Here is a 12,463-nt window from a genome sequence, read left to right on the forward strand (position 1 = left end):
TGTACTGACAAAATGTAGCAAATCATTGCAAAATTCGCTTATTGTTTTTCAATCAAAATTCAAATGGAACCAATATGATTGGCGCGTTGATGCTGGACATTGCCGGCACAGAACTTACTAAAGAAGATATTGAACTATTACAAGCTCCGCAAGTCGGTGGCATGATTTTATTTGCACGAAATATTGAATCACCACAACAAGTCCGTGCTTTAACCGACCATATGCGCCAAGTTCGCCCAGATATTTTAATTGCTGTCGACCAAGAAGGTGGTCGAGTTCAACGTTTAAAATCTGGCTTTACTCTATTGCCAGCAATGGGTCGCTTTGGCGAACTCTATATTACTCAACCCCAAAAGGCTCTTGAACTCGCTGAACAGTGTGGCTGGTTAATGGCAACAGAAGTATTGGCAGTGGGTATCGATTTTAGTTTTGCACCGGTTTTAGACCTTAATGCAATTAGCGATGTGATTGGTGACCGTGGATTCTCTAAAAATATTGAAGATATCGCTCCGCTTGCTGGCGCATTTATGCGCGGTATGAAAAAAGCTGGAATGGCAAATACCGGCAAACACTTTCCAGGTCACGGTTCGGTCAAAGCAGACTCTCATGTCGCAGCTGCAATTGATAGCCGTAGTTATGATGAAATTTACAACCATGACATGCAAAGCTTTATTAAGCTTATGCCTGAGCTCGATGCGCTCATGCCTGCACATGTAATTTACGACAAGGTTGACCCAAATCCGGCAGGTTTCTCACCTTTCTGGATTCAAGAAGTCCTTCGTAATCGCTTGAAGTTTAATGGCGTACTTTTCTCTGATGACTTAAGCATGCAAGCTGCTTGCGTCGCTGGTGGTGCAGATGCGCGTATTCAGGCCGCTCTGGCAGCGGGTTGTGATATGGGGCTGGTATGTAATGACCGCAGTGCAGCCTGTACAGCACTCGAAGGTATTACAAAATTAGAGTTACCAAACCAAGAACGACTTGAACGCATGCGTGGCCAAATTCCACAAATTCAGATTGTTGAAACTTTATCGCTTGGCGACGAGTGGCAAGCTGTCAAAACAGCCATTGAAGAGTTTAAAAATTCGATTTAACTTTGCTGAGTAATTAATAAGTTTTTTGTGACATAAGATTATCTCAACAATTAGATACTCGACAACGTCATCCACAACCTGAGCAATGCAAAAGCGTTAGCGCTTTCGCATTGCGCAAGGCAAACGAAGTGCGTAGTATTTTACTCAAGCATAGCTTTCGTTTTTCGGTACGGCAAAGATAATCAATCTTTGCTTTTCGTACCTCAGGTTTTGGTTACTTTTCCCGAAAGAAAAGTAACTCCAACTGAAAGTTCATCCCAGAATGTCAACCTAATTGACAGGACTCCGTCATGCAGGTTTATTCGGCATCAATGCATTAAAATCTCTTCATTGTTACAAATAATGAAGATCACACAAAAACAATAAATCGAGTTCAGGACGAATGACACAACACCTTTCAAAACACCGCCACATCTCTTTTACAGCCCACTATACTGGTTATATCTGGTATCAAATGGGGATCTCACATGAAGCACTTGCTACGAGTAAAGGCAAATCACTGGCATATTTAGTTCATCCATTAGAGTCTTGGGCAGAGAAATATGTCGGTGGCAGTATGCGCACGACACTCAAACAACGCCACACCATGCTTGATCATCACTTAGAACAACTCATTCAAGAAAGTCCTGATTTACAAGTTCTAGAAATAGCATGTGGCCTGTCTCCACGTGGCTGGTGGTTTAGACAGCATTACCCTTCGATTACATATCGAGAACTTGATTTACCCGATATGGCACAAACCAAACAAAATGCGTTACAACAAATTGAAAAAAATGCACCTGAGATTTTATCAGTCGATTTATTTACCGAAGCCTTTGCTCAAGCATTTGAAGTATTTGACCCGAACCGCCCACTGGTTGTGATTAGTGAAGGTTTGATTAACTATTTTGATAAAGACTTATTAAAACAACTGATCCAGTCAATTGCTCACTATGGGACTTCTTTTAAAAAGTTCCATTACTTAACCGACCTTTATCCTGAACCTGTTAAAAATAAACTTGCAAGCATTATCTGGAACAGTAGTAAATTACTTAAACTCATGTCTCGCAGCTCATTTAGTTTTCATTTTAAAACGCCACGTGAGGTGAAAAAATTTTTTGAAGATGCAGGATTTAGTCAGGTGAGTATTGAGCAACCACAAATATTCTTTGGGGAAATTTCTAAAGAGAGCAATGAAGAGCATTTAGGTGATTTAGTCTGGACTATTCATGCTCAATTAAAATAAAAAAAATGGAAGTCTCATAATTTTGAGACTTCCATTTTATGAAAAATTAAAATTTATGCGGCTAGCTTTTGGCGAGCAATAAAACGACTTAAACGATCAGCAAGCTCAAAACTGCCATGTTTAAATAAAGCACGTATTCCTTGTTCAGTAGCTTCAAAGATTAAACATTCAATCGAGAAAGGGCCTTCTTCATCTTCTAGATGCAGAGCCAGATCCCGTGGGTGTTCATTTACAAAGTCGAGCTGTGTCACATCATCTAACTTTAAGTACATTCCAAAGAAAGTGACATCTGCAATCGTTACTGGCACTTCTGTTTTACATTCACGGTGGCTCAATTTGGTTTTAGGTTGGAGGACTGAAATCCGCTCTTCACCACGACGCTCCATGCTTTGCATTTGTTCGCGCGTCATTGGAATAATGCCATCCAGATTTTGGATAGATTCACCTTTTAAGAATGAAGTAAACAAACTCATGGTTTCTTTACGACGCTGGAGCTGTGGTACATGATCAGCATTCGCAATGAGTGCAAACTCCATATCAGGACATTGCAAAGCAAAGTTCGCATTTTCATGAGGCAGAGTAAAACTGTCATACTGCCCCGCTGCAACCAGTGTTTTACACTCTGGAATTGGCACATTTGTTAACCGTAGAAGACGATTACAGTTAATGTCATAACGTTCGCGCTCGGTACCCGTGAACTCAGCCATTTGCCTAAAAAAAAGTTTTTTAGCTGTCGGAGACATGCGTGTTTTATCTAACTTGGCATGATTGACCAAATATAAAATGACCGCTTGCCCGAACTCTTCCATGCGGTTTTCTTGCATAAGTTTGAGTGATTCTTCCAAAATCATTCGCCAGCTTTTACGCGTTTTTTGCATTACACCCATCAAAATCATACGGTCCATTAAATCTGGACGATGATAGGCAAAACAAGAAGCAACAACTGAACCCAACGACATGCCCATTACAGAAACTTTTTGAATTCCAACAATGTCTAACCAGCGACCTAACATTTCTGATAGATCAGGTAGTTCTAATGTTCCAGCAGAAATTCCGGTATCCCGATTGGTAATTTGTTGATTTGCACCCATAGATGGTAAGTCAATTAGAATGACAGGACCACTTTCAAACAGTTGCTCAACACAATATTTATAAGAGTTAAAATTTTGAAAAGCGCCGCCAACAATCACGATGGGTGTTTTGTGAATGGTTTTTGGATCTGCAATCGCCATGTACTCAATTTTCCAGCCGTCAATCCATGTAGTACGAGCTGGCTGTTTAAAACTATCTCTATTGTAGATATCGAAAAACCCAAAACCGGCATAAGCTTGGTTTATCTCCGAATCCATTTGAATAATGGAATTCATATCCTTGCTTCCTCCTTGCTGTAATTTTTTTATGCTGCAAGAGTTCCTTCTTGAACATGTAATCTTTTATGCACAAATCTTTAAAATTTGTATTAGTTTGTATTGCACAAGTCCATTCTAAACAATTGTTTGAAATATACGCAATCGCTGAAATGACCGCTCATCTTGTTTAAGCCGCTAATAGTTTTCAAAATATTTAATTGTTTCTTTATAGCGATCACATTTTTGAAAAAAAGCCATTCATTGTTCCGCATTTGACTGCTACTATCTTAGTCATTGGTAAATGATTAAAAACTGCTATGCAAGATTCAATTGAACAATACATGCAAAAAGTTGGGCAACAAGCACGTGAAGCTTCACGCGTATTAACAAGTGCTTCAACTTCGCTTAAAAATCATGCACTCTCTGCTATTTATACTGCTTTAGAAAATAATCAGGCAGCAATCTTGGCGGCGAATCAACTCGACATGGAAAAAGGCCGTAACAACAAGCTTGATAGTGCCTTACTTGATCGTCTTGAGCTTACGCCCGCACGCTTTAAAGGGATGTTGCAAGGTTTAAAAGATGTGATCGCGCTTGTCGATCCAATTGGGGAAATTACGGATCTTGCATATCGCCCCACAGGTATTCAAATTGGAAAAATGCGTGTGCCTCTAGGCGTAGTAGGTATGATTTACGAATCACGCCCAAACGTAACACTTGAAGCTGCATCTTTAGCAATTAAATCGGGCAATGCCATTATTTTACGTGGTGGTTCAGAAGCACTTGAGTCAAATAAAGCCATCGCAGAAGCGATTAAACATGGTTTAAAAGTTGCTGGTTTACCTGAGCATTCAGTACAAGTGATTGAAACCTCTGACCGTGCAGCGGTTGGTCACCTCATTACCATGGCTGAATATGTAGACGTTATTGTTCCACGTGGTGGTAAAAGCCTAATTGAACGTGTAACCAATGAAGCTCGTATTCCTGTGATTAAGCATCTTGATGGTAACTGCCATGTATTTGTAGAAGCTCAAGCAGACTTGCAAAAAGCATTACCAATTACATTGAATGCCAAAACGCATCGTTACGGCGTTTGTAATGCGATGGAAACACTGCTTGTTGACGAAAAAATTGCAGACGTTTTCTTACCACGTATTGCTGAACTGTATGCTGAAAAACAAGTTGAGTTGCGCGGCTGTCCAGAAACACGTCGTATTTTGGGTGCCTCTGTAAAACCTGCGACAGAAGAAGATTGGTATACCGAATATTTAGGACCAATTCTTGCTGTTAAAGTGGTTAGTGGTATTGATGAAGCAATTGACCATATCAACAAATATGGTTCACATCATACCGATGCAATTGTGACTGAAAACTATACTTTGGCTCGTCAGTTCTTGGCTCGTGTGGATTCAAGTTCAGTCGTGATTAACGCTTCAACTCGTTTCGCTGATGGTTTTGAATATGGTTTAGGTGCTGAAATTGGTATCTCAACAGATAAAATTCATGCACGTGGTCCAGTTGGTTTAGAAGGCTTAACTTCTCAAAAATGGATTGTGTTAGGTGACGGTCAAATTCGTCAATAATCAATCTATTCTTGCAAAAAACGCCTGATCAATTTCAGGCGTTTTATTTTGTTAGCTCCAATAAAAAACCAGCTCAAAGGCTGGTTTTTTAATCGTGTATTCATTAGAAAATAAAGTCGGTATTCACAAATTTAGAATAGTGCTCAGACACCATAGAAGCCAGCATACCTTTGCTATCATCGGTCTGTTTAGCAGCAATCATAGCGCGGATAGAGAATGCACGTAACGCATCATGCACAGACAGCGTACCTTCGGCAGAATCTTTACGGCCACCGAATGGAAATACATCTGGACCACGCTGACACTGACAGTTGATATTTACACGACAAACTTGATGTACAAGTGTATCGACTAAATGACCAATTTGCTCGGGGTCGCTACCAAAAATACTCACCTGCTGACCATGATCAGAGGTCGTAACATATTCCAGCACAGTTTCGATATCATCATAAACAGAGACTGGTACCACTGGACCAAACTGTTCTTCGCGATACAGTCTCATACCCTCTGTTACCGGATAAACTACGGCTGGATAAAACATGGTTTTGCAGAACTCACCACCTTCCGGATTAACGACTTTAGCTCCTTTCGCTACGGCATCATCAATGACTTCAGTCATATAGGTGGTACGGTGAATACCTGGCAATGGAGTAATAAATACACCTTTTTCCCATGGCATACCCACTTTTAGTTTAGCCAGTTCAGCCGTTAAGCGCTTAACAAATTCGTCAGCTATTGACCGATGTACCATCAGCATTTTGAGCGCAGTACAACGTTGACCATTAAACGACAATGCTCCCAACAGGCACTCTTTCACCGTCAAATCCAAATCAGCATCTGGCAAAATAATGGCTGCGTTCTTTGCATCTAATCCTAGAATCGCACGCAGACGGTGAGATTTTGGATGTTGTTTTTTCAAATGATCGGCCACTTTACTAGAACCAATCAATGCCAATACATTAATTTTTCCAGATGCCAAAAGATGTGGTACTACCAATGAACCTGGTGCATAAATGGTATTGATCACGCCTTTCGGAAATGAATCACGGAATGCTTCCAACAACGGTTCAAACAATAAAGTACCAAATTGAGGTGGTTTGAAGATAATCGTGTTGCCCATCAACATGGCTGGAATCAGAGTCGCAAAGGTTTCATTCAATGGGTAGTTATATGGTCCCATACATAACACCACACCCAGTGGGGTACGACGGATTTGACCAATGGTACCTTCAGCAATCACAAAGCGGGAGTTGGCATTATCCAAATCTTTCAGGGCATCTATGGTTTGACGCATATAGGTCACAGTACGGTCGAACTCTTTCTCGGAGTCCGCCAAGCTCTTACCAATTTCCCACATGATTAGTTTAACAATGAGGTCTCTCTGTTCCACCATACGCTGAATGAAATTTTGCATACAAGCGATGCGCTCACCCACTTTCATCATTGGCCATTCACCACGACCATTATTGTAGGCGCGTACTGCCGCTTCTAACGCTTCGTCACTTTCTTTCTCACCCATGACTGGATAACTACCAAGCTCAACTTGCTGCAAGCTACCGTCAGGTTGCTGAATCCAGATTGGAGAGAATGTCTTCTTGGTTGAACCAGCCCATAACTTCAACTCACCATCCACTAACGAGATACGCTGATGAATCTGAGATGGCAGACGTACGCTGTCAGGAATACTATCTACTGAGGGAAATTTATGTTGTAAATTATTTGAATGGCTCATTATTCTTATCTCCAATTATTTATAAATGTAAACCTAGCCCGTTATGAACAGGTCTAGTTTGTGTGAATACCAGTACCGTTACCGGTATTCACCTTGCTTGGGCCTCAGGCTATAGAGTCATCAATATGTGTGTTTTAAATGAGGTTACCCTCGACACACACTATCAGTCACCTCTAGTTTCTGCATGACTTGCATAACGATTTGTTCAGGTGTGAGCGCAATATCAATAGCAATTGCTTCATTCACATCAGGCTCCTCTAATGTATCTAGCTGAGTTTGTAACAATGATGGATCAAAGAAATGACCCGATCGCTCAGCAAGTCGTTGCTGCAACAACTCATAAGAACCTTTTAAGTATACAAACTTAATGTTCTGGTCATGACCACGTAGAATATCGCGATAGACTCGTTTTAGTGAAGAACAAGTAAATACAGCCGTTTCACCTGCTTGTTGTTTTTCTTCAATTGCCTTACGAATAGCTTGTAACCACGGCAAACGGTCTTCGTCAGTTAAAGGAATACCTTGGCTCATTTTGCTTTTATTTGCAGCCGAATGAAGCGTATCGCCATCGAGGAACTCACAAGCCAAACGCTCTGATAACAACTCACCGATTAGGGTTTTACCTGTTCCACAGACACCCATTGCAATCACAATCATGGATTACTCACCTTTAATTATAAAATAGTGCTAAGCAGTAGCGTGAAAGATAAACCCAACACCGAAATGATCGTTTCTAATACCGACCAAGTTTTGAGTGTCTGCCCTACTGTCATACCAAAATATTCTTTGATTAGCCAAAATCCTGCGTCATTTACATGTGAGAACACCAATGAACCTGAACCCGTCGCAAGGACTAAGAGTTCCGGTCTAACAGCAACACCTGCCGTGGCTGCAATTGGAGCAACAATACTACATGCTGTAGCCATAGCCACCGTTGCAGAACCTGTTGCCAAACGAATCAATGCTGCAACAAACCAGCCCAACAATAACGGCGACAAATTTGCCTTTAAGGCTGTAGATACAATCTCATCGGAAATACCAGTGTCACGCAAAATGCCACCAAATCCACCACCAGCACCTACAATCAACATAATCCCGGCAATAGAAGCTAAACACCCACCACAGAATTTTTCAATTTGTTCACGGTTAAAGCCCTGCATCGTACCAAAGGTAATAAAGCTGACCAGTACGGCAATAAGCAATGCGATATCAGAAGTACCAATGAAACGTAGTAGATCATTTGCGAAAGTCTTTGGTGCAAAGAATAGATCAGCCCAACTTCCGATTAACATGAGTACAACAGGCAGCATAATCGTAAATAAGGTAATCCCAAAGCTTGGTAGCTCACGTGTCCTATTCGTATCTGCTTCAACGAACTGCTTTGCTAACGGGTTATTTTCAGGCAATTTGACATATTTATTAATCCAGAGTGCATACAAAGGCCCAGCTACAATAGCTGTTGGAACACCCACGATTAAACTGTAAGCAATCGTTTTACCAATATCCGCATGATAGGCCTGCACTGCCAGCAAAGCTGCTGGATGTGGCGGAATTAAACCATGCACAACCGACAAACCAGCAACCATCGGTAAGCCAACAACCAGTAAAGATTTACCTGTCCGTTTAGCAATGTTAAATGCAATTGGAATAAGTAGAACAAAACCGACTTCGAAAAATACGGGAAGACCAACAATAAGGGCAATAAACATCATGGCCCAGTGAATATTTTTCTCACCAAACCATTTAATTAAAGTAATTGCTATTCGTTCAGCACCACCCGACTCGGCCATCATTTTGCCGAGCATCGTTCCGAGTGCGATTACAATCGCAAGGTGGCCCAAGGTTTTACCAGTACCAGCTTCATATGACTTAACAATATCGCCCATTGGCATGCCAACAGCTAAAGCTAAACCGAGTGAAACAATGATAAGAACTAAAAAGGGATAAATTCTGAACTTCGCGATCATAATAACCAATGCAATAATCGCGATTACAGTGTAGATCAGCAACATGCCACCCTGAACCGTCTCCATGGGACATTTCTCCTTGGAATTATTATTTAGGCACACTGCCTAAACAAAGGTCTTCAACCACAGTAATTCCTACTGTTAAGACATTAATTTTTTATATTTAGGTGTGACCAGCACAAACTGGTCACATCAATACAGCCTTTAAAGCACATAAAATGCACTTCATTTTTTATAAATATTGACTACATTTACAATGCTCTCAACTGACTCGCAATTTGAGCTAAACGCGTAATTTCAGCCCAGTCTTGTGCAGCAACAGCAGCTTTAGGCGTCAACCATGAACCACCTACACAAACTACGTTAGGTTGCTTCAAGAAATCTGGTGCTGACTCTGCTGTAATTCCACCTGTTGGGCAAAAACGCAAGTTTGGAAATGGACCATAAAATGCTTTGAGCATCTCGACTCCACCTGCTTGCTGCGCTGGGAAAAATTTCACAATGTCATAGCCCAACTCAATCGCCTGAATCAGATCACTTGGTGTCATAACTCCTGGTAATAAAGGTAAGCCAGCATCTTGCGCAGCCAAATGTAAGTCTTTGGTTAAACCAGGAGATACACCAAACTTAGCGCCTGCTTTTTTAGCTTGGGCGCAATGCTCAGGCTTGGTAATTGTTCCCACACCCACCACAATGTCATCTGCCAACTGGCTTGCACGCTCAATAGCAGCTAAACCAGCAGTAGTACGTAAAGTAATTTCCAGTACTTTTACACCACCAGCATGCAACGCACGTGATACATGTTCACCTTGTTCGGCGGAGTCAAAAGCCAACACGGGAATTACTGGGCCTAATTTGACCACATCTTCAATCTTGCTCATTACTTTGTAATTCCTTTGTCTCAAATATGCGCTTGCGGCTCTTCACCAACAAGTGAACCAAACACAGATGCACCATGTTCAGCAGGTGCTGCTGCTGCACGGAATACACCAAATAATTCACGGCCGAAACCAACTTCGTTTTCTGCCTGATGTTCTGGCTGTGCAACAGGGCGTGATTGCCAAGTTTGTTCATCTAACTCAATATCGAGTACACCAGCCTCAGCATCAATAACCAACATATCTCCGGTTTGGACTTTAGCAATCGGCCCATTTAGTAAGGCTTCTGGAGATAAATGAATCACCGCAGGAACTTTGCCTGAAGCACCAGACATACGACCGTCAGTGACTAATGCAACATGGAAACCTTGATCTTGTAAAACACCCAACACAGGCGTCAAACGATGTAACTCAGGCATACCATTCGCACGAGCACCTTGGAAACGAACGACCGCAATAAAGTCTCGATGTAATTCGCCACGATCAAACGCTGCTTGTACCGCTTCTTGAGAGTCAAATACGATTGCTGGTGCTTTCACTTTACGATGCTCTGGCGCAACAGCAGAAATCTTGATTACGCCACGGCCAAGGCGACCCTGCATTAAACGCAAGCCACCATCTGGCTGAAACGGCGCATCAATGCTACGGAGTACTTTGTCATCAAGGCTTTGAACTACACCGTCAACCCACGTGAGCTTACCGTCAATCAACTTCGGCTCTTTGGTGTAGTGCTGTAAACCTTTACCTGCAACAGTCGTTACATCGTTATGTAGTAAACCTGCTTCAAGTAAGTTACGAATAAGGAATGCCACCCCACCCGCAGCTTGGAAATGGTTTACATCGGCCTTACCATTTGGATAGATTTTTGCGAGCAATGGAACAACAGCAGACAACTCATCAAAGTCATCCCAGTCAATTAAGATGCCAGCCGCACGTGCAATCGCAATCAGATGCAATGTGTGATTGGTTGAACCACCCGTCGCGAGTAAAGCCACAATGCCATTGATAATGGCTTTTTCATCAATCACATGACCAATTGGTGTGTAGTTGCCACGCTCAGCAGTTAAGTCAAGTACACGCTTAGCCGCTTCGGCAGTGAGCGCATCACGTAATGGCGTGTGAGGGTGAACAAATGCAGCGCTTGGCAAATGTAAACCCATGACTTCCATCAGCATTTGGTTACTGTTTGCAGTACCGTAGAAGGTACATGTGCCCTGACCATGATAGGCAGCCGATTCAGCTTCAAGTAAGGCATCACGGCCCACTTGACCAGTCGCAAATTGTTGACGAATTTTGGCTTTATCATCATTTGATAAACCACTACTCATTGGACCCGCAGGCACAAAAATAGTTGGTAGATAGCCAAACTGTAACGCACCAATAAGTAAGCCCGGCACAATTTTATCGCATACGCCGAGACACAATGCGGCATCGAACATATTATGAGAAAGTGCAATGGCTGTACTCATCGCAATTGTTTCACGTGAAAACAATGACAATTCCATACCGGCATTACCTTGAGTAATGCCATCACACATTGCCGGCACACCACCAGCAAACTGAGCAACACCACCATTTTCACGGGCAGCTGTTTTTATAATGTCTGGGAAGGTTTTATAAGGGGCATGTGCTGAAAGCATTTCATTGTACGAAGACACAATGCCAATATTTGGTTCACGGCCAACTTTAATAATTAATTTTTCATTATCTTCCATGCTGGCAAAACCATGTGCGAGATTGGCACATGAGAGTGCTCCACGAGCAGGAAATTTACCTTGGGCATGTTCAATGCGTTGTAAATATGCAGAACGAGTTTTTTGGCTACGCGCGATTACACGCTCGGTAACTTTTGCCAATATTGGGTTCGGCAAGTCCATGCTGGACGCTCCTGTACAACCGGATAAGCCGGAAAAACAAAATAGACCAAACGATATATTTAACGATCATTTGGCAGAGGGATGAATAATATTATTAAGGCAAAAAGCGACATGCAAGTCCTTATAACTCCGAGCAATACTCTAGGCCTTAGCATTAAAGACAAATAATGTTTAAGTTTTAAACAAGGAAATGATTTTATTTTTGACTATATTTACGGGTAAATTAAATATTAATAACTATGAGAAATTTCTCATAATATCAAAGCAATAAAATATCTTTATAAATGGATGAGCACTGACTTTTTTATACTTATTTTGATATTAAAAATGTTTATAATTTATCCTTTTTATCCTATGTATAAACTATTAAAACTTAATTTCAATTACGTATATTATTTGTAATACTCCCCTGTAGTTTGATTAAAATAACAACACTTATTTTTTCTTAAAAAATTTATACCAAATAGTTGAAAATTACATTGATTCAAAATTTACTTTTCATAAATATATACAAAAAACTGTTTAATTCTTCTACAAAAAAACAATAAATACAGTGGTTAAGCTTTATACTCGACGAATATTAGTTATAAAAAATTTGATGGTCGATAGTGCTTAAGTCTAATGGGCTAAAGTCTATCTTGGACAGAAAAACAACACATGTTAAAACATCACAACCTGCTCTCAATGCATGTTGCAATTAATGCCTTTTGATCAGGAAGTTAGGAAAACTATTTTTAAATCAGGACTTGGGTATTTCA

9 protein-coding genes are annotated in these 12,463 nt (G+C 41.1%); 3 read left to right on the forward strand and 6 right to left on the reverse strand.

The window, feature by feature from the left end:
- The first annotated feature begins 74 nt into the window (after positions 1-74).
- Together nagZ and AC056_RS03535 are read left to right on the forward strand one after the other, a co-directional pair.
- The gene (gene nagZ, locus AC056_RS03530) at positions 75-1,094 is read left to right on the forward strand and encodes a beta-N-acetylhexosaminidase (RefSeq protein ID WP_077162762.1); all 1,020 of its coding nucleotides are present in this window, start codon (positions 75-77) and stop codon (positions 1,092-1,094) included.
- 382 nt (positions 1,095-1,476) lie between these two features.
- The gene (locus AC056_RS03535; RefSeq protein ID WP_077162763.1) at positions 1,477-2,319 is read left to right on the forward strand and encodes a class I SAM-dependent methyltransferase; all 843 of its coding nucleotides are present in this window, start codon (positions 1,477-1,479) and stop codon (positions 2,317-2,319) included.
- A gap of 53 nt (positions 2,320-2,372) precedes the next feature.
- On the opposite strand, the gene AC056_RS03540 is transcribed toward AC056_RS03535, so the two are convergent.
- On the reverse strand, positions 2,373-3,686 hold the full coding sequence (locus AC056_RS03540; RefSeq protein WP_190977848.1) for an alpha/beta fold hydrolase: 1,314 nt from the start codon (positions 3,684-3,686) through the stop codon (positions 2,373-2,375).
- 299 nt (positions 3,687-3,985) lie between these two features.
- On the opposite strand from AC056_RS03540, the gene AC056_RS03545 reads away from it, so the two are divergent.
- Positions 3,986-5,251 carry a glutamate-5-semialdehyde dehydrogenase gene (locus tag AC056_RS03545; protein WP_039250396.1) on the forward strand — a complete coding sequence of 422 codons (1,266 nt, stop codon included), beginning with the start codon at positions 3,986-3,988 and terminating at the stop codon, positions 5,249-5,251.
- A 103-nt stretch (positions 5,252-5,354) separates the two neighbouring features.
- Here the strand turns inward: AC056_RS03545 and AC056_RS03550 are convergent, their stop codons facing one another.
- The 5 genes from AC056_RS03550 to edd all read right to left on the reverse strand — a co-directional run bounded on the left by AC056_RS03550 (position 5,355) and on the right by edd (position 11,705).
- Positions 5,355-6,983, reverse strand: a complete 1,629-nt coding sequence (locus AC056_RS03550; protein WP_077162764.1) for an NADP-dependent glyceraldehyde-3-phosphate dehydrogenase — start codon at positions 6,981-6,983, stop codon at positions 5,355-5,357.
- Between the two features lie 144 nt (positions 6,984-7,127).
- On the reverse strand, positions 7,128-7,640 hold the full coding sequence (locus AC056_RS03555) for a gluconokinase (protein ID WP_019458072.1): 513 nt from the start codon (positions 7,638-7,640) through the stop codon (positions 7,128-7,130).
- Between the two features lie 17 nt (positions 7,641-7,657).
- Positions 7,658-9,016 (reverse strand): gluconate:H+ symporter, encoded by a 1,359-nt coding sequence (locus tag AC056_RS03560; protein ID WP_077162765.1) that lies wholly within the window; start codon positions 9,014-9,016, stop codon positions 7,658-7,660.
- Positions 9,017-9,201: 185 nt separating this feature from the next.
- Positions 9,202-9,831, reverse strand: a complete 630-nt coding sequence (gene eda, locus AC056_RS03565; RefSeq protein WP_077162766.1) for a bifunctional 4-hydroxy-2-oxoglutarate aldolase/2-dehydro-3-deoxy-phosphogluconate aldolase — start codon at positions 9,829-9,831, stop codon at positions 9,202-9,204.
- A gap of 20 nt (positions 9,832-9,851) precedes the next feature.
- Positions 9,852-11,705 carry a phosphogluconate dehydratase gene (gene edd, locus AC056_RS03570; RefSeq protein ID WP_077162767.1) on the reverse strand — a complete coding sequence of 618 codons (1,854 nt, stop codon included), beginning with the start codon at positions 11,703-11,705 and terminating at the stop codon, positions 9,852-9,854.
- Between the last annotated feature and the right edge of the window lie 758 nt (positions 11,706-12,463).

Origin of the sequence: Acinetobacter genomosp. 33YU (genome assembly GCF_001990725.1) — a bacterium.
Classification (GTDB): Bacteria; Pseudomonadota; Gammaproteobacteria; order Pseudomonadales; family Moraxellaceae; genus Acinetobacter; species Acinetobacter seifertii.